The organism is Parasphingorhabdus sp. DH2-15, assembly GCF_051668705.1.
Lineage (GTDB): Bacteria > Pseudomonadota > Alphaproteobacteria > Sphingomonadales > Sphingomonadaceae > Alterisphingorhabdus.
Genome location: NZ_CP196351.1, coordinates 140,838 through 163,988, shown reverse-complemented (window position 1 = coordinate 163,988; position 23,151 = coordinate 140,838). Strand labels below are relative to the sequence as shown.

Sequence of the window (23,151 nt, the reverse complement as noted above, 5' to 3'; positions counted from 1 at the left end):
CTGATATTAATCCAAAATTAAGCCTCTTTCTTCACCAGAGCATAATAAAGAGTTGCATGCAGATTCTGCACCGGATTATAACGGTTTTGTGAGCATTTGAGACGATTTGATGTACGACGAAAAAGCCCCTGAACCATCCGGACCGGATCGGCAGTCTGATGACAATATGTCTGGCGGCAGGCGTGCAGACGCGCATAGTCACCAAGATGATACACGGACAAGCCCTCAGGCAAGTCCATCGCAAGAATTGGCGATAAGACCTGCAAAAAATAACCTCATAAGCAAAATAGCTGGCCTGCCAACATATTTGCGAGAGCTAGACTGGACCCCTGATCTGGGCAGGAATATCGGCAGTTTGCGCTGGCTACGCGGGGTTGCGACTTTGTCTGCTTTATGCTTGGTCGCGTTTAGCTTCTGGCCAGATTTTAGTGCGATCAAAGCCCGCACCACACCCGCTCTGACCGCTAGTGAATATGATGAATGGCGCACTCAGCGTATCACGCCTTTGGCCTTAGGCGCTGATGTTGGCCGCAAAATGGGCGCGACCAGCGCTGTTGTGCCTTTGGCTGCCAGCCCTGAACGCCCCAATATTGTTCTGTCAGCAACATTGAACAGCGGGGACAGTTTTGCCCGTGTGCTGCGCCGTGCCGGTGTTGGCCGCGATCAGGCCACGACAATCACTGATCTGGTACGATCCAATGTCGCGCTTGATGATATTGCAGCAGGAACCCAGCTTGATATTGTTCTTGGCCGCCGCCCTTCGCGCAATGTACCGCGCCCGCTCGACAATCTGGCTTTTCGTGCACGCTTTGACCTTAATCTGGAAGTGACACGCGATGCCGATGGTTTTGCCATTACCCGCCAACCCATTATCGTTGATGATACACCGTTGCGGCTGCGCGGCACTGTCGGCAACAGCCTTTATCGTTCAGCACGTGCCGCTGGTGCCCCGCCGCAATCTGTGCAGGATTATCTGAAAACTTTATCGACCAAAATATCAATTGGCCGCGATATTCGCGCCAGCGACGAATTTGACTTTATCATTGCCTATAAGCGTGCAGAAACTGGCGAACGGCAAGTTGGCAAATTGCTTTATGCATCCGTACATCGCGGCGACAAAAAGGTCGTCGAATTGATGAGTTGGGAAAAAGATGGCCGCCTGCAATGGTTCGACCCCAAGGGTGTTGGCGAACAGCGCGGCGAGTTGGCACGGCCGGTTAATGCTAATATATCCTCTGGCTTTGGCATGCGACGCCACCCCATATTGGGCTATCGCCGTATGCATAGCGGACTGGACTTTAGCGCCAGATATGGCGCGCCCATTTATGCCGCTGCTGATGGCCGCGTGAGCTATGCCGGGCGCAAAGGCGGCTTTGGCAAATATGTGAAGTTGAACCATAGCGGCAGTCTCGCCACTGGCTATGCGCATATGAGCCGTATTTCCGTGCGTTCTGGCCAGAGAGTCAGGCGTGGTCAAATTATCGGCTATGTTGGTTCTACCGGACTGTCCACGGGTCCGCATCTGCATTATGAGCTATACCGCAATGGCCGCGCCATTAACCCGCGTTCCGTGCGCTTTACAACCCGTGCGCAGCTTAGCGGTGAGCAATTAGCGCGCTTCAAGGCACGCCGCGATATGCTGATCGCATTAGAACCCGGACAAGCCCTTTCTCCGCTGGCACCGCCGCCTATAGAAGAACCAGAGCGCGAGATTGAAAGGCTAACTGGCAAGCCTGATCGCCAAATCCGCGGTTAAGCCTTTTCTGCCAGTCATAAATATTGGCCGCATTTAGCCTCTGGCCAGTCAAATTGCCCTCGGCTATGCTGCGGTTATGACACAATTTCCATTGCATCGCCCGCGCCGTACGCGCGCTCATACATGGTCCCGCGCTATGGTGCGGGAAACGCGGCTTGATCCGTCGGATCTGATCTGGCCGCTTTTTGTGACCAGCGGCAAAGGCGTGGAAGAGCCCATTGCATCCTTGCCTGGTGTCTCACGCTGGTCGCTGGATGGTATTGTCGCACGTGCAAAAGAAGCGATTAGCCTGGGCATTCCCTGCATTGCACTTTTCCCGAACACACCCGCTGAAAAACGCAGCGATGATGGCAAAGAGGCGCTGAACCCTGACAATCTTATGTGCCGCGCTATTGATGCCGTGAAACAGGCTTGCGGCAATGATTTGGGTGTCCTTACCGATGTTGCGCTCGACCCTTATACCAGCCATGGTCAGGATGGTCTGCTCGATGATAATGGCTATGTCATCAACGATGCAACGGTTGAGGTTTTGACCGGCCAGTCTCTGGTGCAAGCCGATGCCGGTGCCGATATTGTCGCGCCCAGCGACATGATGGATGGCCGCATTGGCGCCATTCGCGATACATTGGAACAGGCCGATCATCACAATGTGCAGATCATGGCCTATGCTGCCAAATATGCCAGCGCCTTTTATGGCCCGTTTCGTGATGCTGTTGGGTCGGGTGGTCTGCTGAAAGGTGACAAGAAAAGTTATCAGATGGACCCTGCCAATGGCGACGAAGCCATGCGCGAAATCGCTCTCGACATTGATGAAGGCGCAGATAGCGTTATGGTCAAGCCAGGGCTGGCTTATCTCGATATTATTTACCGCGCCCATCAGGCATTTGATGTGCCTGTCTATGCCTATCAAGTATCCGGTGAATATGCCATGCTTGAAGCCGCCAGTTCTGTTGGAGCAGGCGATCGTGATGCCTTGCTGATGGAAAAACTCATGGCCTTTAAACGCGCTGGCTGTTCAGGTGTCTTAACCTATCACGCGCCTGTCGCGGCGAGATTGCTCAATGGCTGAAACCATCATCACAACACAGCGCCTCTTATTGAGGACAGAGGCCGATAGCGATGAAGATATCTGGAACGCACATATCAACACGCCCAATATCCGCAAATATCTGGGCGGCTTAGAAACACCGGAAAATATCCGTGCTGCCTTTGACCGTGTAAAGGAATCACAGACTCAGAATGGCTTTAGCTTCTGGTTTTTGGAGGAGCGCAGCAGCGGCGATTTACTGGGCTGTTGCGGCCTGAAACTTGTCGATACTGAGCACGCCCCTGAAGAAATTCACGGCATGGTAGAAATAGGCTGGATATTGCGCGAAGAGGTTTGGGGACAAGGTTATGCCGGGGAAGCCGCCAGAGCGAGCTTGCAATATGGCTTTACGCAGGGCGCGGCGGAGCAGATTGTTGCTCTGACAAGCGAAAGCAATATCCCGAGTTGGAAAATGATGGAGAGCCTTGGCATGGTGCGCCATAATGCTTGGGAGTTCCACGATCCTGACTTTCCCGATAGCGACAATCCGACACTGGTATATGCCATTACCCGCCAGCAATGGAACGATATAAAGAAGAGCTAAATATGTCCGCAAAATATCCCGATGTATCGATCATCTCTATCAATGGCAAAACGCCGCAAATCCATGATAGCGCCTTTATCGCTCCGGGTTGCAGGATCATTGGTGATGTCACAATCGGCCCTGATGTGTCCATCTGGTATAATTGTGTTTTGCGCGCTGATGTTAGCCGCATAGAAATCGGTGCACGCAGCAATATTCAGGACGGCAGTGTTGTCCATTGCGATGGAGCGAACCCCTTCGCGCCTGATGGCTTCCCTACCATCATTGGTGAGGATGTTCTGGTTGGTCATATGGCAATGGTGCATGGTTGCACCATAATGGATCGCGGATTTATAGGCCTAGGCGCTGTCATCATGAATGGATGCATTGTCGAAAGCGATGCAATGCTGGGCGCAGGCGCTTTATTGCCAGAAGGCAAGCATATGGGCACGGGCGAATTATGGGTCGGCCGACCCGCCAAGATGGTCAAGCATTTAAGCGATGGCGCCAAAATGGGGATGAAAATGGGGGTGGCCCATTATGTTGAAAACGGACGGTTGCACAAAGCCGCCAATTCTGGCGAGCAATAAGCCTTACCGCCCGATTTAAGAATATCTCTATCAACAATAAGTGCGCTCAACAGCCGCGATAATCACTCGGCGGAACAAACCGCTCACCGCGTTCTTTTGCCGCAATGGCTTCATCTGCAATCTGCGTTTTGCGCAGGACTTGCTGATGCTTATCCTTGCTGCGCTGGCCAGGGCTTTTGTTAATAAGTGAACTGACAAGTTTGCGGCCAGAGAAAATATCCATGTCACGAAAAGCCAGTATAAACGCTAGCAAAACTGCCGCCAGCGATATGGATGAAAAAGCGATAAAGCCTTGATCCGGTGTCATGGTAATTCCTTTCCCTTGATTGCACTCACCCTTATAAATGCCCTTCATTGGTAAAAAACCTCTTCCCAGACGGGGTTAATTTTTAAAAAACACTTAGATTTCTTCTATTTTATAAGTAGTTACAATTCGGCAATGAAATCTTTACCATGTGCAATTGCTTGCTTCAGACAAGCCTGACCAAGAGCCAGCTTTGCCCGCCTTTACAAAGTTTCTCGCGCAATCGCAGTGATTAAATAATGGATTATTATGGCCTGATCTATGGGGAGCGGCTCAGATAGCCAGCTATTCAGAACGGCGTCTTAGCGGTGGTTAAAAACCATCTGCTTTTTGATGTTGCGGCCAAAAGATTCCGGCATAATCGGTTCGGCATGGCCGCGCGCGACATTGGCCTGATCGGCAATCTCTGTCAGCTGCTGCAAAGCCTTGAGCCGGTCAAGGCGTTCTTGAACAACCGGGTCGCGTACATATGCGCCCTCTAAAGCCATTCTAAAACGCCAGTCAGTGCTCGCCAAAACTGCGGCCAAACCAAAGGCTGCAAAGGAGAGGCTGCCATATGTTACATTTATTGCTTCAGCTAATATCATCACACGTTCCCACAACGGTCAAAGTCAAAACGAATCTGTCCATAACGTGGTCATCTTTTCGGTTCCCGCTGGTGAACATCAGCTTGTCAAAACAGGTAAAATAAATATTAGCTATTATTTCCTCCGGCCATTTGCGGAGCGGTATTGAGCCCGGCTTGCTCCAAAATAGAGGGTTTCGCTTTAGCCAATATGGGCCAATGGCCGATATCATTGGGCCATCATGGCACAAAATTCCCAAACACCGTCTGCTATAAACCGCTCTGCAATGATAGATCGCATTGCGGCGCCTTCTTCTTCACGCGACATTGGATTTGCTGCACCTGTCTTGATGCTAGCGCTCTTTGCAGTGCTTATATTGGTGGCAAGTGAAGGCTCAAGTCTGACAAAGGCCGCCAATATCGGCTCCGCGGACATTGAGCAGGCTGATTTCTCCATTTGCGGCAGAGCGCGGCGCATCAACTGCATCGTTGATGGTGACACATTCTGGTATCGAGGGGAAAAGATCCGCATTGCCGATATCAACACACCCGAAATCAGCCGCCCCAAATGCGCGCTGGAAAAGCGTCTGGGCATTAAAGCACAGCAGCGACTGCACAATTTAATGAACGCCGAGCGCTTTTCACTGGTGCAGGGAGCGCGCAATCGTGACCGATATGGACGATTATTGCGCACCGTCAAACGCGGCGGACGCAGCTTGGGTGACATATTGGTTGAAGAAGGCCTCGCCCATATCTGGCATGGGCGGCGCGAAAGCTGGTGCGATAACGCAGTGTGAGTGCAATCTGCGCATTCAACCGCTCAGTCAGGCCGTTAGACTGAACGCGTTTCCACCACCGCCACCATTGGCAGCGCCCGGTTATAAAGATGCGGAAACAGCGCACCCCCGCGCGATACTTCCCACACAATGTCCTTACCCAATTGCGCCAGATCAATCTTTGCAATGATAAGGCCGGATTGTCCGGAAAAATGCTTGTCCAGCGTGCCTTGCAACTGCTCAGCGCTCGACAAATGAATATAGCCATCGGCCAAATCAACCGGCGCACCGGCAAACTCCCCCGCGGCCTGAAACATGGCCCATTGCGCAGCAGTCAGAATTTTATAGGCGGTGTCAGGGTGATTTTGTGTTTGTGTAGTCATCTGGTCCGCCATCAAAAAGGGTTAAGGGTAAAGTCTGCCTGTTGCAGCCGTGCATGCGCGGTCATGGCGGATAGCTCCATCTTGACATCAGGCAATAGTTCGCTTTTGGCCAGCCCTTGCGCAGACGCACTTTGCCCGCAAATGATCATCTGCACATCAACGCCCGTGTCTTGAGCCAACAGTGCAGCGACAAGCGGCACATTGGGATTGGCCGTCTGCCCATCATATTTGCGCAGATATGCGCTGTCCATGGCCATATCGAACACGGCTGGACCGTGCACCACCACGGCGACGCGGATATTGTCCCGTGCAATGCCATTGGCCACGTGCATGTTGATGAAGCGCGTTACCGAAATCAGTGTGCGGTTGAGTTCCCCCTCGCTCGCCACCGCAACATCAAAGGCGACCGCCATTTGCATATCGGCCGGCAATGGCGTGTCGCTGTCAATCGGTGCATGTGGCCCATAATCATCAAAGACCGGTCCCGTTGCAAAACCCGGCGGCAATTGCGCAGTTGCAGGCGCGACAAATAATGAGAGTAAAAGGGCCATGAGCAGGGCCAGTCTGGCGAGCAGTGTTGATATATCGGTCATAGCCGCAACATGCCTTTAAAGCCGCCATGCAGCAAGCGCTTTGCTTGCCCTTGTCGGCGCAGCACCGTAAGCGCTATTCTATGAGAAACCTGCTCATTCTGGCGATGATTATCGGCATTGCGGCACTGGCATTGCGCCATCCGCTTTCGCCCTTTGCCATTGCGCCGCCGCCAATAGAGAATGTAGCGGCGCGTTTTGCCCTATGCCCAAGGGCCGCGAATAACGCCTGTGTGATTGATGGCGATACATTCCGCTATAAAGGGCGCCGCATCCGCATCATCGGCATCGACGCGCCCGAGCTTTTCCCTTCACGATGTGCGGCAGAACACCAAAAAGGCGAAGCCGCGCGCACCGCGCTGCGCGACATGCTTAACTCCGGCGCATTCATCATGACCGGAGACGCCTATGACCAATATGGCCGCGAACTGCGCACCATCACGCGCAAAGGCAAAGATTTGGGCTTAGTTCTGGCCGATAAAGGACTGGTCCATGCCAGCACACCCTTTGAAGCAACGCCGGATTGGTGTGGGTGATATCAAATTACCTGCCATCCATTAGCGCAAAGCAGCGCTCTATCACCACCGCGCCATGGGCAGATATTCCAATTTCGGCTCAAGCTCTAATTTCTGCATGAAATGGCAATGCCAATGCAGCCGCCCAATATAGGTCAGATGATGCGGCCGATTGGCAAAGATATAGACACAAGGCTGAAACTCCATAGCATCAACGCTTACACCACCGTTGCGCCATGCCATATATATTTCAGCATCTTCGGCAAAGGCATGCCAACCCACAAGATCCCGAAACAAGTTCGGGATGACGAAGAAAAAGAACACACCCCAGAACCCGCGTCATCCTGAACTTTTTTCAGGATGACAGGCAGTGCGGTATGGTGTGAAAATCATTATAAAGGCGAGAGGCCTAAATCTTCTGCTAGGTCACGCCATTCAGAATTATGCTTATCGATCAGGTTCATCTTCCACGAACGATGCCAGTTTTTCAATTGCTTCTCCCGCGTGATCGCCAGTTCCATCGTACCAAATTGTTCGAAATGCACCAATCGCTTCAACTGATAGCGCTTAGCAAAGCCCGCAAATGTGCCTTCACGATGCTGGGCGATCCGCTGCATCAAATTGGACGTAACCCCGATATAGGGAACACCATGCCGCCTGTTTGTCAGGATATAGATGCACGGCTGAAACTCCATAGCGACAATCTATACTGTTTATTCGTCATGCTGAACTTGTTTCAGCATCTCTAGCAGAGGGTGCGTACGGATTGGGATCCCTAAACAAGCTCGGGATGACGGCTTTAACTCAGATTAGTAAAATTACACGAATATCTAGAGAAGTATCCACTGTCGTTTGCTACCCTTTTTCGATAGCTTTCCTTCTTTTTGCAGATTCTGACCTGCCCAACGCATGGCATATTGCCATGTATAGAATAGATCGCCGGATTGCCGCAGCTCGCTCTCATGATTATCCCAAATATGCTTTGCTATAGTTGGAATGGTGGCTTGGCCGCCATGTGCAGCCAAGCCGTCTATAATCCACTTTTTGAGATCAGTGCGTGTAACCATAAACTACTCCGCAGCAACCTCAGCAGTGTCGAACAGGCCTGCACCTTCATCTTCGGCGGCGCAATTGGCGGGGTCTGCTGGTTTGCCTTTGCGTTTGTCGAAGCTGGCCCAGACGGTGTTCCAGTCGCCGCGGGTTGCGCCTTTGGAATATTCGGTAGCGCGGGTTTCGAAGAAGTTGGCGTGCTCCACACCGTTCAGCAATGGTGCGAGCCATGGCAGCGGGTGTTCTTCCACCATATAGACCGGTGAAAAGCCCAGCTGGCCCAAGCGCCAATCAGCGATATAGCGGATATATTTCTTAATCTCTTTCGCCGTCATGCCGCTGACCGGGCCGTCCTGAAAAGCCAGATCGATAAACGCATCTTCAAGACGTACTGTCTTTTGACAACAATCGATAATATCTTCTTTCACAGCCTTGGTCAGGCAATCACGCTCGCGCACAAATTCATGGAACAGGCGGGTAATGCCTTCGCAGTGCAGCGACTCATCGCGTACGGACCAGCTAACAATCTGCCCCATGCCCTTCATCTTGTTGAAACGCGGGAAGTTCATCAGCATGGCAAAGCTGGCAAATAGCTGCAGCCCTTCAGTAAAGCCGCCAAACATGGCCAAAGTGCGGGCAATATCCGCATCATTATCAACGCCAAATTCGTTCAGATAATCATGTTTTGCGGCCATTTCCTCATATTCGAGGAACATGCCATATTCGCTTTCCGGCATGCCGATTGTATCCAGCAAATGCGAATAAGCAGCGATATGCACGGTTTCCATATTGCTGAACGCGGTCAGCATCATCTTCACTTCGGTCGGCTTGAACACACGGCCATATTTATCATGGTAGCAATTTTGCACCTCAACATCGGCTTGTGTGAAAAAGCGGAAAATTTGCGTGAGCAGATTGCGCTCATGCTCAGTAATCTTTTGCGCCCAATCGCGGCAATCTTCACCCAAAGGAACCTCTTCAGGCATCCAGTGAATCTGTTGCTGGCGTTTCCAAAAGTCATAGGCCCATGGATAATCAAAGGGTTTATACTGGGTGCGGGCTTCTAAAAGTGACATGGATTCTGCTCCTCGGACATGCTTAAATATAGTGGTTTTTTGATGGAAATGAAGACAGGGCGCATTTTATATTCCCCTGCCTGTGGGTAGAATCTGGTTGATCAGTGCATCGACTTTTTCAAACTGACGATCACGGGTAAAATCAGCAATGGGGTCGGCTGGCAGATCGGGAACACGGCCGCCGGCTTTGTGCTTTTCCTCAATCCAATAGCTAAGATGCGCGGCAATCTCATCCGGCGTTGCGCCAGACAGGCCAAAATTGCCTTGGCGGACAATCTGCGCCACTTCGCTGCTGGCAGAAGCGGTTGCAATGATCGGGCGGCGCGCACCGATATATTCAAACACCTTGCCAGGAATAATCGCATCGCCGCGCGGATCATCCCAATGGGCGAGCAGCAGCAAATCCGCCTGACGCTCCAGCGCCAGCACATCGTGACGCGGTACCATAGGCCGAAATTCGACCTGATCCATTACGCCATAAGTCTGCGCCAGACCGCGCACATAATCATATTCGTCATGGAAGAAGATCATGCGAATAGCGTTTCGGCTGGCCGTCTCCATCTTGGCCACTGCCGCGAATAATGGGCTGGGGTCGCGCTTTTCCGCATAAATGACACCGGGGTGGACAATGGTAAGTTTGTCCGGATCCAGCGGCGGCGGCACATCGCCACCATCAATCCCCTCAAAGTCCGCAGGGTCAAGGCCATTATAAGCGAGCAGAACAGGCGCATCATGCTGGCTTTGCAGTTCGGCCACTGTGCCATGTGTTACCCCCACAAAGGCATCGGCCAACGACAATGCCTTGCGCGCCAGTCTCTTATTGAGCGCCTCGGTTATCCATGGCCTATCTGCAAAAGGATTGCCCACCCAAAGGTCACGCTGTTCGCATATCCAAGGCAGGCCGGTCGCGCGTTTAATTTCCGCAGCTGCGATATGTACGCTGTGCGGCGGGCCGGATGAATAAATACAATCAATAGCATTATCGCGTATGATCGCCGCTCCACGCTCAGCGGCCCGCGCGCTCCAGTGAGGGTGATAGCGATCAGGCAAAGCGCGCAAGCCCCAGATGAGCCGCCGAAACGCGCCCGGGTCTCTGTTCAGGCTGGGCTTTGTGTCTGATGCCGCTTGCTGTGCAGCGGGTGATGCTGTTTCGCGATCAATGGCCAAAAACTCCGGATGGATATGATCATTTTCCAGCGCATCATGCAGGCCATGAGCATCGTCATTGCGTGCAGATAAGATATAGACATGCACATTCTGCCGTGCCCAATGCCGCGCCAATGCGCCGGTACGCGCTGCCCCTGCCATGGCATAAGGCGGGAAGTTTGGCGTTACCAAAAGCACATTCAAAGGGCGGTCTTGCGTCAATTACAGCCCCATTTCCATGCGATGTTTATCTGTCAAAAACACGCAATTAAAGGCCCTGTTCCATGCGGTGTCCAACCGCCCCTTGTGAAAGCGATAGGCTTTTAGACCCATAGAATCGAGCAGAGCGACCAATTCTCGGCCAGGTCTTTCAATGATCGAAATGGGCTGATTGCGGCGAAAAGTTTCCATGCCGCCTTTAACAACCGCCAAACCCACGCCCTGTACGTCAATTTTCACAAAGTCTGGCGCAAGATCAAAAGAATCCAGCGTCTCAACAGGCACAGTCTGTTCCACAAGGCGCAGCTTGTCAGGGTCAAAACCCATCATGCGGCGGGGATTGAGCCAGTTGCGCGCCTCCCCCTCATCAAGTGATGCGAGACCATCATAAATATAGTTGCGATAATGCGGTACAAAGAGAGTGAAATTCCCGCGTTTATGGGCCAGCGCACAAGCCTGTATCTCTACCTTATCATCTTTGCGAAAAGCATGTTTCAGGCGATTGGCCAAAATCTGATTGGGCTCAAAGCTGATGATTTTGGACGGGCGCGCCATACGCTTAAATGCCAAAATACTTTGGCCCCAATTGCCACCAATATCGACCGCTACGCCGCCAGCCATAGATGAAGCAAGAACGCGAAACTCTGACTGGATGCGCAGCCCGAGATATCGTGCAGCAGCATTATAAGCGCCAAATTTCGCAGGCCGTATAAACGGAAAAAATGTCTGTAGGTTGCGAAGCTGGCGTTTCATAATCGGTTACTTAACTTCCTATTCACCAGCCTTTACCCCACCCATATTTTCAATGCGGTGATAACCACAAAATTGAAAATATGGGTTTGGATTTGGTGACGCAGCTGCGAAGTCGCATGCTCACCAACGGGCAACCAATATAGCGTGCTCAGATTTATTGGCAGGCCAGACATTCATCATAATCGGTTGTTTCCGCAGTCGCCAATTCAACCTGTTTGGGGTCAAGCGTATTATCTGCCTCAACACCGCCAGCAAAACCGGCCCGCTGCACAGATTTTGAACGCAGATAATAAAGCGATTTAATGCCCAATTCCCACGCACGGAAGTGCAGCATCAGCAAGTCCCATTTATCAACATCGGCTGGTATGAAGAGGTTCAGCGATTGCGCCTGATCAATATAGGGCGTGCGATCCGCAGCCAGTTCTAGCAGCCAGCGCTGATCAATTTCAAAACTGGTTTTGAAGCTTTCTTTCTCTTCTACAGAAAGGAAATCAAGATGTTGAACCGAGCCACCTTTTTCAAGGATAGAGTTCCAGACATTCGCGCTGTCTTTTGATTTTTCCTTGAGCAGTTTTTCCAGATAAGGATTTTTCACAATGAAGCTGCCCGAAAGGGTTTTGTGCGTATAGATATTGGCCGGAATAGGCTCAATACAGGCTGATGCCCCGCCACAAATGATGGAGATTGACGCCGTTGGCGCAATTGCCATTTTGCAGGAGAAGCGCTCCATCACACCCTGGTCAGCAGCATCAGGACAGGGTCCGCGCTCTTTTGCCAGCATCATTGATGCTTCGCTGGCCTTGGCATGAATATGTTTGAAGATTTTCATATTCCATGATTTTGCCAAAGCACTTTCAAAACCCAACTTACGGGCCTGTAAGAATGAGTGGAAACCCATTACGCCCAAGCCGACCGAACGTTCGCGAGCAGCAGAATATTTGGCCCGCGCCATTTCATCCGGCGCACGGTCAATATAATCCTGCAACACATTATCAAGGAAGCGCATAACATCCTCAACAAACATATCTTCAACTGACCATTCATCCCATTTTTCAAGGTTTAGGGACGAAAGACAGCACACTGCCGTCCGATCATTGCCAAGATGATCACGGCCGGTTGGCAATGTGATTTCGCTGCACAGATTGGATGTCGATACTTTCAAGCCAAGATCACGATGATGCTTGGGCATGGTGCGGTTCACGGTATCGTTGAAAATGATATAGGGTTCGCCGGTCGCCAGACGTGTTTCGACCAGTTTCTGGAAAAGCGAACGTGCATCAACCGTGCCACGCACTTCACCTGTTTTGGGTGACTTCAGGTTGAACTCAGACCCATCGCGCACCGCTTCCATAAATTCGTCGGTTAGCAATACGCCATGATGCAGATTCAGCGCTTTGCGGTTAAAGTCGCCTGATGGCTTACGGATTTCGAGAAATTCCTCAATCTCCGGATGATCGACATCCAGATAACAGGCCGCGCTGCCACGGCGCAAAGAGCCTTGCGAAATCGCCAGCGTCAAGCTGTCCATAACCCGCACAAAAGGGATGATGCCGCTAGTTTTGCCGTTCAGGCCAACCGGCTCACCAATGCCGCGCACACTGCCCCAATAGGTGCCAATGCCGCCGCCCTTACTGGCCAGCCAAACATTTTCATTCCAAGTGTTAACAATGCCGCCCAAGCTATCATCAACGCTGTTCAAATAGCAGGAAATGGGCAGGCCGCGCCCTGTTCCGCCATTGGAAAGCACGGGCGTGGCCGGCATGAACCAGAGTTTGGAAATATAGTCATAAAGCCGCTGCGCGTGATCCTGATCATCAGCATAGGCATCTGCCACACGTGCGAACAGATCCTGATAGCTTTCATTCGGCAACAAATAACGGTCTTGCAGTGTCTCTTTGCCAAATTCGGTCAGATTATCATCGCGCGAATCATCGGTAATAATTGTAAAGCGACGCGCATTAACGGTCTTGCTAGAAGATTCGACCTTCTCTTCAGTCACAGAGGCAGTCTCTTCCTTGGCTTCAACGATCAACATCGCCTCCTCTGCATTGCCTGACGCACTACCGATAGCACCGCCATCGCTGGTTTCTATTGTCTTATTTTGATCCACCAGATTATCCTGCGCTGTATCTCTGAAATCCATAATTGCCTCATAATGTTCTTGCTTCGTTCGATTCGCAAGACGAATCTTTTTCAGCCTGTTTTGCCCGTGCGGATACAGCGCATTTTTTTGATACGTTGCAAGACCGTATCAAGATTTCGCCCCCCAAGTGCGATACATGGCAAAAAGTATCATTTGGTAACAACGGTTTTGCCGCTACCATTTTATAGAGATACTATAGGTTGCTATGCCACGTTTCGAACTACACTACCTATTGTGCCCATATTCGATTCAGACGCAAGAGGGTAAATGACAGTTTAGGGACTCGGTTCACCGCACGCCCGATTCGTTTCACCGCAGCAAAATGCAGCAAATAAAGCCAAGGCCTTGAGTTTCATGGTTTCCCTTAAAAAACGGATTTATTTTTCGGCCTGTGAGAAAAAACCATGCGAAATCATGTCCAGAGATGTTGATAAAAATTTGCGTAAAATATGTTCACAAAATACTGTCCAGCCAAGCTGACAAGGGCGGCCCCGCTGAAGTCAGTATTTTCCACCGGTTTCCCTCTCATTGCTGGATGTATTGGAAATACGGCGTTGAAACTATCGCGCTTTACGCATTAAAGAATATGGTAATGTGATGGGGGGCAATATGCTGGTCGGAATCGATCTGGGAACAACCAATTCTGCAATCGCTGTCTGGCAAGATGGTCAGGCGAAGCTCATCCCCAATGCCTTGGGCGATGTGCTGACACCATCAGCGGTTAGTGTCATGGATAACGGAGAGATAGTAACCGGCATGGCCGCACGCGAACGGCAGGCCAATCATCCAAAACTGACCGCCACTGCTTTTAAACGCTATATTGGCACTGACAAACGCGTCCAACTGGGCGATTGGCAATTTTCTGCTGAAGACCTCTCATCTTTTGTGCTGAAAAGTTTGAAGGCAGATGCAGAGGCCTTTCTGAGTGAGACTATCGATAGCGCGATCATCACCGTGCCTGCTTATTTTAACGATAAACAACGCAAAGCTACAGTAAGAGCAGCATCTTTGGCAGGCTTGAAAGTAGAGCGGCTTATTAACGAACCGACAGCGGCCGCGCTGGCCCATGGCATTCACGAGCTGGAAGAAGAAGAGCCATTTCTGATATTTGATCTGGGCGGCGGCACATTCGATGTCTCACTGGTCGAAATTTTTGAGGGCATAATTGAGGTGCGCGCTTCGGCGGGTGATAACCGTTTGGGCGGGGAAGATTTTAATGATATTCTGGTGCAATTGGCGCGCACCCAAATCGACCCTTGGGGAAAATGGAATATTGAAGAGGGCAGCGAGGAATCAGCAGCCCTGTATGAGATATTACGGGCCACAGCAGAACGTGTTCGCCGTGATTTGAGCAAGACTGACAGCACCGAGTTTCGCATTGTCTGGCAGGGTGAAAGCCATAGCACACAGATCAGTGCTGCCAGTTTTGAACGCGAGTCACAGCCACTGATCAAACGTTTGCGCGATCCGGTGCTGCAATCACTGCGTGACAGCGATGTGCGCGGTGAGGATTTGGGCAAAGTGATATTGGTTGGCGGCGCGACACGCATGCCAGTGGTGCGCAAAGCGGTCACCAAAATGTTTGGCCGCTTTCCTGAAACTGCGCTCGACCCTGATGAGGCCATTGCACTGGGCGCTGCGGTTCAGGCCGGTCTAAAAATGCGTGATGCCGCGCTGGATGAAGTAAGACTGACCGATGTCTGCCCCTTCACTCTGGGTATTGAAAGCGCAGAGGAGCGCGGCAACAAGCAGATTGTTTCTGGCCTATTTTCCCCCATTATTGATCGCAATACCGTTATACCCGTTAGCCGCGAGCATGTCTTTTCCCCCATGTATGACAATCAGCGGTCCGTCGATGTGCGTGTCTATCAGGGTGAATCACGGATGGTGGCCAATAATGTCTTTCTGGGTGACGTGAAACTGCCACTGCCCAAAGGCAAAAAGCACGAAGTCTACTTTTCCGTGCGCTTCACCTATGATGTTAGCGGGCTATTGGAGGTAGACGTTAAAGACCAAGATGGTCAGGAAACGCGCCAATTGGTTATACAGGATGGCGCAGATGAGCTTTCGCCCAAAGACCTTGAGAAGCGCCGATTGGAACTGGCCAAGCTAAAAATTCACCCACGTGATGAGGACGCCAATGCCTCCCTCATGGCGCGGGCCGAGCGCTGTTACCAAGGTTATTTAGGGCCACAGCGCGATTATATCGGCCATTTAATCTCTGGCTTTGCCGGACTGTTAGACACGCAAGACACGCGCAAGATTGCAGAAGGCCGCAAAGAGCTGGAAAAAGCATTGGACGAGCTGGAGGGTGACCGCTTCCTATGATGATAAACTTATCCGAAGCGGCATCGCGCCGCGTCATGGCAAGGCATTAATGGCACGCGCTTACCCTTGGTCTGTGTTGGGCATTGATGCGACAGACGACCGCAAAGCGATTAAGCGCGCTTATGCCAAATTGCTGAAATCCATCGATGTCGATGCTGAGCCGCAAGCCTTTATGGATTTGCGCACAGCCTATGATCGGGCCATACAACAGCGCGAATGGCATCGCTATGATGACGATGACTTTATGGATGATGAAAGCCTTGCAGATGACGAGGCTTATGAAGAAAGTGAAACAGCCTATAGCGACGAAGATGACGAGGGTTGGGACATTGACCCGCAAGATGCCAATCTAAGGCAATATACCAGCAGAGACGAAAGCGAAGATCGCTGGTCACAATCTGACAACATCATTGTTGACCCTGAGCGAGCCGCCATGGAAGCGCTGAAACGCCAGATTGAAGACATCATCTATTACGGCGCCAGCATAGAGGCAGAAAACGACGCATCTGGCGACGAGACAGCAAGTGAATTGGCTAGGCTGATGCAGCAGATGCTCACCCACCCGGCCAATGATAATGTCGCGCTGTCCGGCCAGAATGAGATTTGGGCAGCACGTTTGATTATTGATGGCGAAGAAGCTGCGCTACCGATCATCCCCATAGTGCGCGATCATTATAAATGGACAGACGGGCAAGACTATAGCGGCAATTATATGCTCGATGAAGCCCGCGAAAGGGCTTATGATCATGCGGCATTTTTGCGCGCAACGCGGCCTGATAATAAAAAACGCCATATCATTATGCCGCTTGTGCATCCTCCAGAGCCGCCATTATGGCGCGCCCGATTAAAAGCATTTTGGTATGGCGGTGAAACCGTAAAATTGCTTGAACGCATTCGCGAAGAATATCCCAGCATGGAATATCATGAGCTGGATGATGACGCAGTCCACTTTTGGGATGGTATTGCCGAATGGCGAGGTGCTGCTCAAGAGTTACTATGGACTTTTTTTACCACTGCTCCCGGAATAGCCATCGCCGCCGCTTATCTTTTTCAAGGCACTGCCGTCACGCTTGCGACTTTATATTATTACGCAACGGCTTGCATTGCCGCAACCTTCATCACTTTTGTCGATAAAATACCCTTAAAAGCCAAGCCGGACGAAGATATTACGGCCAAGCAATATGCTTGGCTTTCGTGGAAGAATCTGTGTTTTGTGGCGACGGGAGCATTCCCGCTATTGCTTTTCTTCTTACCGCCCGACCTTAGCTCTGTTGCTATTATATTGGTTATAGCTGCTGCATTGCGCTTTTTCCTGCGCATTAAGCCAGACCCCTTTGATTATCTGACATTTACTGAGCGTTGGGCCGCGCGCCTGCTCGCGCTATTGATCGCGGCATTGATAATCAACTATCTGGTGTTGGAGGGCTTTAACACTATGCTCGACATGCTGATCGTCATTGCCGCCATAACCATATGGGTCATGGTTCGGCATCAGCAGGACTGGCAGGACTATATGCAGACAGTGCGGCCATGGCTGCACATTGCCCTATGTGCGTTGCTCGGGTTACTCGCTTTGCTCATGTTCGGCCTGCAAGGCTATATTGCACAGCTGGAAATAGACGCAGATATTCGCAATATCCTGCGTCTATTTGCCATACCGGTATATATAATCCTGCTCTATTGCGCCGCAGTTTTGGACAAAGCAATTATCTATGAAGATAAGGGTATCTGGTTTTTCGCCATTATCGCAATTGGCGGCCTGATAATCTGGCAGGCGCCCTATATCGCAGCCTTGGCCATTATTTGGCGGATGGGCGCAACCATTTGGGACCGCTATCAGCTACGCGGCGCAGGACGATAAATTATTTGGCCAGAAAGCCATCTTGGCCTAAATAGCGAACATCAAGACATTATAGCCTTTTGTACAGGATGATTGCCCATGACGACCTTAATCAAAGCCGATGATCTGATCGAAAGTGTCGCCGATGCGCTGCAATTTATCAGCTATTATCACCCCATGGATTATATCCGCGCTTTGGGTGAGGCTTATACAGCCGAGCAAGGGCCCGCGGCCAAGGATGCCATTGCGCAGATTTTGACCAACAGCCGCATGTGCGCAGAGGGGCATCGGCCAATTTGTCAGGATACCGGCATCGTCAACGTGTTTATCAAATGGGGCATGGATTGCCGGCTTGATGACACCAGCCGTGCGATGCAGGATATTGTCGATGAAGGTGTGCGCCGTGCCTATCTGCACCCGGAAAACAAATTGCGGGCCTCTGTGCTGGCTGATCCGGCCTTTACCCGGCGCAACACCAAAGACAACACACCATGCGTTCTGCATGTCGATATGGTACCGGGCAGCAAGGTCGATATTGATGTCGCGGCCAAGGGCGGCGGCAGTGAGAATAAATCCAAATTCAAGATGATGAACCCCAGTGATGATATTGTTGGCTGGGTGCTGGATATGATCCCGCAAATGGGGGCGGGCTGGTGCCCGCCTGGCATGTTGGGCATCGGTATTGGCGGCACGGCGGAACATGCCGTATTGCTCGCCAAAAAATCGCTGATGGAGCCGATTGATATGGCCCAGTTAAAACAGCGTGGCCCCGGTAGCGCATTGGAAGAAATGCGGATCGAGATTTTTGACAAGGTCAATGCACTGGGCATTGGGGCGCAGGGGCTTGGCGGGCTGTCCACCATTTTGGATGTGAAGATTTATGATGCACCGTGTCACGCAGCTGGCAAGCCCGTAGCTATGATCCCTAATTGTGCGGCCACACGCCATGCGCATTTCACACTTGATGGCTCTGGCCCGGCCTATTTGGAGGCCCCGAAGCTGGACGAATGGCCCGATGTCAACTGGACCCCATCTAAAGAGGCAAAGCGCGTGCAGCTTGATGCATTGACGCAAGAGGAGGTTGCCAGCTGGAAACAGGGTGATCGCTTGCTGCTCAATGGCAAGATGCTGACCGGCCGCGATGCCGCGCACAAACGCATCAAGGATATGCTGGATGCTGGCGAGCCTTTGCCGGTCGAATTTGCCGGGCGGGTTATCTATTATGTTGGCCCGGTTGATCCGGTGGGTGAGGAAGTGGTCGGCCCTGCTGGCCCAACTACTGCAACGCGGATGGACAAATTCACCGATATGATGCTGGGCGAGGGATTGTTGGCCATGGTCGGCAAGGCCGAACGTGGGCCAATGGCCATTGAAGCGATCAAAAAACACGGTTCGGCCTATTTGATGGCGGTTGGCGGCAGTGCCTATCTGGTCAGCCGCGCCATTAAAGGCAGCAAGGTGGTTGGTTTTGCCGAATTGGGCATGGAGGCGATTTACGAATTTGAGGTGCAGGATATGCCCGTCACCGTCGCTGTCGATGCTGAGGGCAATAGCGTGCACCATCTGGCGCCCTTGGTCTGGCAAGAGAAGATCAAGAAAGAGAAATTGCTGGAAAGGGCATAACCTTTGTCACCAAGCGATACTAATACTAACTCCGCTAAGCCTAAAGGCTATTGGGGCAAAAGGCTGGCCTTAATGTTGGCCTTTATCGCCTTTGCGCCATTACTGGCCCCGCAATTTCTGCTCTTCCCTTATGCCAAGCGTTTTGGCGACACGATTGTCTATTCCGAGAGCGAAATTACGCCAGCCTTTGCAAAGGCATTGGCGCAATCAGATAAACTGCTGCGTGCCAGCGCTATCTATGGTGATGACTATGATCATGTGATTGTTTTGACCAATGGCGGCTGGCGCTGGAAATGGCTGGCATTTGGGGCCAGTGGTGCCTTTGCGCTCAACCGGCCGCTGACCACCAACATGGTATTTAACCGCACCGATATTGCAGCGGGCAAAATCTATAATGGCAAGGCGATGGGCGGCGAGCGTAGCCTTGTTTCTGTTATAGCCCATGAGCGAACACATGCCCTTATCCGTCAGCATTTCGGCTTTATACAATCTGCTCTGTTCCCGGGTTGGAAGGTGGAAGGCTATGCCGATTATATCGCGCAGGAATCGAGCCTTAGCGCAGATGATGTTACCAAGCTGAAAGCCTCAGGACAGGACCATCCAGCACTTATCTATTATCAAGGTCGCCAAGATGTCGCTCGATTGTTGGCCAAAAATGGCGGATCGGTCGATAAACTTTTTGCTTCTGGCTAAAATGGTCAGGGCAGTTTTTACGCAGACCAAAAACCTTGCAACTGCGCCGCCATGCTGTCCGCGCGCTCAACAATCGCCCAGTGACCAGCACCTTCTTCGATATGCAATGGTATCTTGGTTCGTTTTGAAAAAGCAAGCGCTGTCTCCAATGGCACAAAAGGATCATCCGCACCCCATAATAGCAGGCCTTTTTTGGACAGGCGGGTCAAATCATTGCCCCAATCATCAGCCATGGTCTTGGCAGAGCGATAGAGTTTAAGGATCGCACTTTTCATCACCTTATCGACATATGCTGCTTCAATCTTCGCCATATCCTCCGGCATTCCGGATTGTATCAAAACCCTCTCTGCTTTGGCATTGTTCAGCATTACCATTCCAAGCTCACCCAATAAAGGTGTCTGCCACATGCGTGCGGCGCGGTGCCATTGATATGTCGGCTCTGGCACAGCATTGCTGACGGCCCAGCTAGCCACGAGATCGGGCCGCAAACACGCCGCGCGGACACACAAAATCGCGCCCCAATCATGGCCGACCAGATGAACCGGCCCGCTTTGCGCATAGGATTTTTCCACCTGCGAAATCAGCCAATCGACATAAGCCTCTTTGGTTGCAGCAAAACCGCGCGGCGAAGGCGCAGCAAAACCAGGTAAATTAGGAGCGATATAGCTGTCATCACTCAGATTAAGCGCCGCGATTAACGGCTGCCAGACTATGGGCGTGTCTGGCACGCCGTGTAAAAATATTATTGCCATGATGTAATCATCTACCCTCGTCTCTATAATGTAAAGAGCATCAGTCAGAGCAGCGAGGACGAGAGACAAACCATATATATTGAGTGGGTCACTCAATCAGTCTTTATCAAAAAATCGTTTTGATCGATTGGTGCGAATCTGGCATAAAAGACTGGATAGAAAAATATTCCCCTTCCGTATTTTCAGGAGATTGACATGAACGAACAAAGCAAATGCCCCATGCACGGCGGCACCAGTATTCAGGCCGTTGTTGGCCATATGACCAACCAGCTATGGTGGCCCAATGCACTGGACCTTACACCATTAAAGCGCAACCACCCGCAAAACGACCCTATGGGCGAAGATTTTGATTATGCGGAAGCATTTGAGAGCCTTGACCTTGAAGCTGTGCGTCAGGACATTTTTGCGCTTCTGACAGACTCGCAGGACTGGTGGCCAGCCGATTATGGTCATTACGGCCCATTATTTGTCCGCATGGCATGGCACGCAGCTGGCACCTATCGTACATTTGATGGCCGTGGCGGCGCTGGCACAGGGCAGCAGCGTTTTGCACCGCTCAATAGCTGGCCCGATAATGCCAATCTCGACAAAGCGCGCTTGCTGTTGCAACCAATTAAAACAAAATATGGCGCGAAACTGAGCTGGGCCGATTTGCTGGTCTTCGCTGGCAACTGCGCGATTGAACATATGGGTCTAAAACCATTTGGTTTTGCTGGCGGCCGTACCGATGTTTGGGAGCCTGAAGAAATCAACTGGGGCCCCGAATCTGAATGGATGGGCGAAGATCGCTTTGTTGGTGAGCGTGAGCTGATTGATCCATTAGGCGCCGTGCATATGGGTCTTATCTATGTAAACCCTGAAGGCCCATCTGGTGAGCCTGATCCTCTGGGTAGTGCGCATGATATCCGCGTGACCTTTGCGCGTATGGCGATGAATGACGAAGAAACCGTCGCTCTAACCGCAGGTGGCCACACCTTTGGTAAAGCGCATGGCGCTGGCGATGCCGATCTGGTCGGCCCTGAGCCAGAAGGCGAAGATATGACCGCAATGGGCATGGGCTGGATCAGCAAGCATGGCAGCGGCAAAGGCGGCGATGCGATTACCTCTGGTATTGAAGGCGCATGGACAGCCAATCCGATCGCATGGGACAATGGCTATTTCGAAGTGCTGCTGGGCTATGAGTGGGAATTGACCAAATCACCCGCTGGTGCACATCAATGGACACCAAAGGCTGGCCAGGATGCACCAGAGGCTCCTGCGGCGCATGACCCGAGCCAAACACAGCCATTGATGATGACAACGGCCGATATGGCCATGAAAATGGATCCTGATTATCGCAAAATATCTGAGCGTTTTCGCGACAATCCTGATCAATTTGCCGACGCCTTTGCCCGTGCATGGTTTAAGCTGACACACCGCGATATGGGCCCGAAAGCCCGTTATAAAGGTGCGGAAGTTCCAGCCGAAGATCTGATTTGGCAAGATCCGGTACCGGCTGTTGATCACGAGCTGATCAATGATGCCGATATTGCATCCTTGAAAGCGCAAATTCTGGATAGCGGCCTGTCAACCGCGCGTCTGGTTGCAACGGCCTGGGCGTCAGCGTCAACCTATCGCAACACCGATCACCGCGGTGGCAGTGACGGCGCGCGTATCCGTTTGGCTCCGCAAAAAGATTGGGCTGCCAATGAACCAGCCGAGCTGGCCACAGCATTGGAAACCCTGACCGGTATTCAGAGTACATTTAACGCCACGGGCAAAACCGTATCACTTGCTGACCTGATTGTGCTGGGCGGTTGTGCTGCTGTTGAAAAAGCAGCGAAAGATGCCGGCCATAACATCACCGTGCCGTTCACACCGGGCCGCACCGATGCGAGCGCAGATCAGACCGATGCAGAAAGTTTCGAGCCACTTGAGCCACGCGCTGATGGTTTCCGTAACTTCACCACTGGCACCCAAATGCGCTCGCAAGAGGCTTTGCTGGTTGAAAAGTCCGAAATGCTCGGCCTGACCATGCCGGAAATGACAGCTTTGTTGGGCGGCTTGCGCAGCATCAACATCAATGTTGGCGGTTCAAACCATGGCGTGCTGACCGAAAATACCGGTACGCTGAGCAATGACTTCTTCAAGAATATTCTTGATTTGGGCGTTCAATGGGAAGCAACCTCCGACGCGGAAGACAGCTTTGTTGGCAAAGACCGTAAGACTGGTGAAACCAAATGGACCGGCACACGGGCCGACCTGATCTTTGGTTCCAACTCGGTATTGCGCGCGCAAGCCGAAGTTTTTGCCAGTGACGATGCGGCAGAACGCTTCACCAAAACCTTTGTCGCCGCATGGACCAAAGTTATGGATGCTGGCCGTTTCTAATATGGCTTAAAACCAAAATTACGAGCAAGAATAGAGGGCGGCCCAGCAACGGGTCGCCCTTTTTTGTGC

At 51.7% G+C, this 23,151-nt stretch carries 23 protein-coding genes; 11 read left to right on the top strand and 12 right to left on the bottom strand.

Annotation, left to right across the window (positions count from 1 at the left end):
- The first annotated feature begins 109 nt into the window (after positions 1 to 109).
- The 4 genes from ACR9YC_RS00750 (at position 110) to ACR9YC_RS00735 (ending at position 3,956) form a co-directional block, all read left to right on the top strand.
- Positions 110 to 1,756 (top strand): peptidoglycan DD-metalloendopeptidase family protein, encoded by a 1,647-nt coding sequence (locus ACR9YC_RS00750; RefSeq protein WP_438728733.1) that lies wholly within the window; start codon positions 110 to 112, stop codon positions 1,754 to 1,756.
- Positions 1,757 to 1,832: 76 nt separating this feature from the next.
- The gene (gene hemB, locus ACR9YC_RS00745) at positions 1,833 to 2,825 is read left to right on the top strand and encodes a porphobilinogen synthase (RefSeq protein WP_438728731.1); all 993 of its coding nucleotides are present in this window, start codon (positions 1,833 to 1,835) and stop codon (positions 2,823 to 2,825) included.
- The gene (locus tag ACR9YC_RS00740) at positions 2,818 to 3,387 is read left to right on the top strand and encodes a GNAT family N-acetyltransferase (protein WP_438728729.1); all 570 of its coding nucleotides are present in this window, start codon (positions 2,818 to 2,820) and stop codon (positions 3,385 to 3,387) included. The genes hemB and ACR9YC_RS00740 overlap by 8 nt, the downstream gene beginning before the upstream one ends.
- A 2-nt stretch (positions 3,388 to 3,389) precedes the next feature.
- On the top strand, positions 3,390 to 3,956 hold the full coding sequence (locus tag ACR9YC_RS00735) for a gamma carbonic anhydrase family protein (protein ID WP_438728727.1): 567 nt from the start codon (positions 3,390 to 3,392) through the stop codon (positions 3,954 to 3,956).
- Positions 3,957 to 4,002: 46 nt separating this feature from the next.
- Here the strand turns inward: ACR9YC_RS00735 and ACR9YC_RS00730 are convergent, their stop codons facing one another.
- Together ACR9YC_RS00730 and ACR9YC_RS00725 are read right to left on the bottom strand one after the other, a co-directional pair.
- Positions 4,003 to 4,263 (bottom strand): hypothetical protein, encoded by a 261-nt coding sequence (locus ACR9YC_RS00730; RefSeq protein ID WP_438728725.1) that lies wholly within the window; start codon positions 4,261 to 4,263, stop codon positions 4,003 to 4,005.
- A 299-nt stretch (positions 4,264 to 4,562) separates the two neighbouring features.
- Positions 4,563 to 4,847 carry a hypothetical protein gene (locus ACR9YC_RS00725; protein ID WP_438728724.1) on the bottom strand — a complete coding sequence of 95 codons (285 nt, stop codon included), beginning with the start codon at positions 4,845 to 4,847 and terminating at the stop codon, positions 4,563 to 4,565.
- Positions 4,848 to 5,112: 265 nt separating this feature from the next.
- Between ACR9YC_RS00725 and ACR9YC_RS00720 the strand changes: the two genes are divergently transcribed.
- Positions 5,113 to 5,622: a thermonuclease family protein gene (locus ACR9YC_RS00720; protein WP_438728722.1), complete on the top strand. Its 510-nt coding sequence runs from the start codon at positions 5,113 to 5,115 to the stop codon at positions 5,620 to 5,622.
- 35 nt (positions 5,623 to 5,657) lie between these two features.
- On the opposite strand, the gene ACR9YC_RS00715 is transcribed toward ACR9YC_RS00720, so the two are convergent.
- Positions 5,658 to 5,984: a DUF952 domain-containing protein gene (locus ACR9YC_RS00715; protein WP_438728720.1), complete on the bottom strand. Its 327-nt coding sequence runs from the start codon at positions 5,982 to 5,984 to the stop codon at positions 5,658 to 5,660.
- An 11-nt stretch (positions 5,985 to 5,995) separates the two neighbouring features.
- The gene (locus ACR9YC_RS00710; protein WP_438728718.1) at positions 5,996 to 6,577 is read right to left on the bottom strand and encodes a DsrE family protein; all 582 of its coding nucleotides are present in this window, start codon (positions 6,575 to 6,577) and stop codon (positions 5,996 to 5,998) included.
- Between the two features lie 80 nt (positions 6,578 to 6,657).
- Between ACR9YC_RS00710 and ACR9YC_RS00705 the strand changes: the two genes are divergently transcribed.
- A complete protein-coding gene (locus ACR9YC_RS00705) occupies positions 6,658 to 7,110 on the top strand; it encodes a thermonuclease family protein (protein ID WP_438728716.1) in 453 nt (150 codons plus the stop codon).
- Positions 7,111 to 7,152: 42 nt separating this feature from the next.
- Here the strand turns inward: ACR9YC_RS00705 and ACR9YC_RS00700 are convergent, their stop codons facing one another.
- The 7 genes from ACR9YC_RS00700 to ACR9YC_RS00670 all read right to left on the bottom strand — a co-directional run bounded on the left by ACR9YC_RS00700 (position 7,153) and on the right by ACR9YC_RS00670 (position 13,368).
- On the bottom strand, positions 7,153 to 7,371 hold the full coding sequence (locus ACR9YC_RS00700; RefSeq protein ID WP_438728714.1) for a hypothetical protein: 219 nt from the start codon (positions 7,369 to 7,371) through the stop codon (positions 7,153 to 7,155).
- A 110-nt stretch (positions 7,372 to 7,481) separates the two neighbouring features.
- A complete protein-coding gene (locus tag ACR9YC_RS00695) occupies positions 7,482 to 7,784 on the bottom strand; it encodes a GIY-YIG nuclease family protein (protein ID WP_438728712.1) in 303 nt (100 codons plus the stop codon).
- Between the two features lie 135 nt (positions 7,785 to 7,919).
- Positions 7,920 to 8,156: a hypothetical protein gene (locus ACR9YC_RS00690; protein ID WP_438728710.1), complete on the bottom strand. Its 237-nt coding sequence runs from the start codon at positions 8,154 to 8,156 to the stop codon at positions 7,920 to 7,922.
- A gap of 3 nt (positions 8,157 to 8,159) precedes the next feature.
- Complete coding sequence (locus ACR9YC_RS00685; RefSeq protein WP_438728708.1) at positions 8,160 to 9,215, bottom strand: ribonucleotide-diphosphate reductase subunit beta; 1,056 nt, start codon at positions 9,213 to 9,215, stop codon at positions 8,160 to 8,162.
- A 66-nt stretch (positions 9,216 to 9,281) separates the two neighbouring features.
- Entirely contained in the window at positions 9,282 to 10,583 is a 1,302-nt protein-coding gene (locus ACR9YC_RS00680; protein WP_438728706.1) for a glycosyltransferase, read from the bottom strand.
- Positions 10,584 to 11,333, bottom strand: coding sequence for an FkbM family methyltransferase (locus ACR9YC_RS00675; RefSeq protein WP_438728704.1), 750 nt, complete (start codon positions 11,331 to 11,333; stop codon positions 10,584 to 10,586).
- Positions 11,334 to 11,487: 154 nt separating this feature from the next.
- Positions 11,488 to 13,368: a ribonucleoside-diphosphate reductase subunit alpha gene (locus ACR9YC_RS00670; protein WP_438731891.1), complete on the bottom strand. Its 1,881-nt coding sequence runs from the start codon at positions 13,366 to 13,368 to the stop codon at positions 11,488 to 11,490.
- Between the two features lie 717 nt (positions 13,369 to 14,085).
- Here ACR9YC_RS00670 and ACR9YC_RS00665 point away from each other — a divergent pair.
- The 4 genes from ACR9YC_RS00665 to ACR9YC_RS00650 all read left to right on the top strand — a co-directional run bounded on the left by ACR9YC_RS00665 (position 14,086) and on the right by ACR9YC_RS00650 (position 19,960).
- A complete protein-coding gene (locus ACR9YC_RS00665; protein ID WP_438728702.1) occupies positions 14,086 to 15,804 on the top strand; it encodes an Hsp70 family protein in 1,719 nt (572 codons plus the stop codon).
- Positions 15,788 to 17,665: a hypothetical protein gene (locus ACR9YC_RS00660; protein WP_438728700.1), complete on the top strand. Its 1,878-nt coding sequence runs from the start codon at positions 15,788 to 15,790 to the stop codon at positions 17,663 to 17,665. Before ACR9YC_RS00665 ends, ACR9YC_RS00660 begins: the two co-directional genes overlap by 17 nt.
- 78 nt (positions 17,666 to 17,743) lie before the next feature.
- Positions 17,744 to 19,267, top strand: a complete 1,524-nt coding sequence (locus ACR9YC_RS00655; RefSeq protein ID WP_438728698.1) for a fumarate hydratase — start codon at positions 17,744 to 17,746, stop codon at positions 19,265 to 19,267.
- 3 nt (positions 19,268 to 19,270) lie between these two features.
- A complete protein-coding gene (locus tag ACR9YC_RS00650; RefSeq protein WP_438728696.1) occupies positions 19,271 to 19,960 on the top strand; it encodes a hypothetical protein in 690 nt (229 codons plus the stop codon).
- Positions 19,961 to 19,977: 17 nt separating this feature from the next.
- Here the strand turns inward: ACR9YC_RS00650 and ACR9YC_RS00645 are convergent, their stop codons facing one another.
- A complete protein-coding gene (locus ACR9YC_RS00645) occupies positions 19,978 to 20,712 on the bottom strand; it encodes an alpha/beta fold hydrolase (RefSeq protein ID WP_438728695.1) in 735 nt (244 codons plus the stop codon).
- A 195-nt stretch (positions 20,713 to 20,907) separates the two neighbouring features.
- Here ACR9YC_RS00645 and katG point away from each other — a divergent pair, with 195 nt between their 5' ends.
- Positions 20,908 to 23,082, top strand: coding sequence for a catalase/peroxidase HPI (gene katG, locus ACR9YC_RS00640; RefSeq protein ID WP_438728693.1), 2,175 nt, complete (start codon positions 20,908 to 20,910; stop codon positions 23,080 to 23,082).
- The last annotated feature ends 69 nt before the right edge of the window (positions 23,083 to 23,151 follow it).

What these genes read in the sequence shown, in the direction of transcription:
- ACR9YC_RS00750 (WP_438728733.1), top strand. Translation starts at nt 110, where the DNA reads ATGTACGACGAAAAAGCCCCTGAACCATCCGGACCGGATCGGCAGTCT.
- hemB (WP_438728731.1), top strand. Translation starts at nt 1,833, where the DNA reads ATGACACAATTTCCATTGCATCGCCCGCGCCGTACGCGCGCTCATACA.
- ACR9YC_RS00740 (WP_438728729.1), top strand. Translation starts at nt 2,818, where the DNA reads ATGGCTGAAACCATCATCACAACACAGCGCCTCTTATTGAGGACAGAG.
- ACR9YC_RS00735 (WP_438728727.1), top strand. Translation starts at nt 3,390, where the DNA reads ATGTCCGCAAAATATCCCGATGTATCGATCATCTCTATCAATGGCAAA.
- ACR9YC_RS00730 (WP_438728725.1), bottom strand. Translation starts at nt 4,263, where the DNA reads ATGACACCGGATCAAGGCTTTATCGCTTTTTCATCCATATCGCTGGCG.
- ACR9YC_RS00725 (WP_438728724.1), bottom strand. Translation starts at nt 4,847, where the DNA reads ATGATATTAGCTGAAGCAATAAATGTAACATATGGCAGCCTCTCCTTT.
- ACR9YC_RS00720 (WP_438728722.1), top strand. Translation starts at nt 5,113, where the DNA reads ATGATAGATCGCATTGCGGCGCCTTCTTCTTCACGCGACATTGGATTT.
- ACR9YC_RS00715 (WP_438728720.1), bottom strand. Translation starts at nt 5,984, where the DNA reads ATGACTACACAAACACAAAATCACCCTGACACCGCCTATAAAATTCTG.
- ACR9YC_RS00710 (WP_438728718.1), bottom strand. Translation starts at nt 6,577, where the DNA reads ATGACCGATATATCAACACTGCTCGCCAGACTGGCCCTGCTCATGGCC.
- ACR9YC_RS00705 (WP_438728716.1), top strand. Translation starts at nt 6,658, where the DNA reads ATGAGAAACCTGCTCATTCTGGCGATGATTATCGGCATTGCGGCACTG.
- ACR9YC_RS00695 (WP_438728712.1), bottom strand. Translation starts at nt 7,784, where the DNA reads ATGGAGTTTCAGCCGTGCATCTATATCCTGACAAACAGGCGGCATGGT.
- ACR9YC_RS00690 (WP_438728710.1), bottom strand. Translation starts at nt 8,156, where the DNA reads ATGGTTACACGCACTGATCTCAAAAAGTGGATTATAGACGGCTTGGCT.
- ACR9YC_RS00685 (WP_438728708.1), bottom strand. Translation starts at nt 9,215, where the DNA reads ATGTCACTTTTAGAAGCCCGCACCCAGTATAAACCCTTTGATTATCCA.
- ACR9YC_RS00675 (WP_438728704.1), bottom strand. Translation starts at nt 11,333, where the DNA reads ATGAAACGCCAGCTTCGCAACCTACAGACATTTTTTCCGTTTATACGG.
- ACR9YC_RS00670 (WP_438731891.1), bottom strand. Translation starts at nt 13,368, where the DNA reads ATGTTGATCGTTGAAGCCAAGGAAGAGACTGCCTCTGTGACTGAAGAG.
- ACR9YC_RS00665 (WP_438728702.1), top strand. Translation starts at nt 14,086, where the DNA reads ATGCTGGTCGGAATCGATCTGGGAACAACCAATTCTGCAATCGCTGTC.
- ACR9YC_RS00655 (WP_438728698.1), top strand. Translation starts at nt 17,744, where the DNA reads ATGACGACCTTAATCAAAGCCGATGATCTGATCGAAAGTGTCGCCGAT.
- ACR9YC_RS00645 (WP_438728695.1), bottom strand. Translation starts at nt 20,712, where the DNA reads ATGGCAATAATATTTTTACACGGCGTGCCAGACACGCCCATAGTCTGG.
- katG (WP_438728693.1), top strand. Translation starts at nt 20,908, where the DNA reads ATGAACGAACAAAGCAAATGCCCCATGCACGGCGGCACCAGTATTCAG.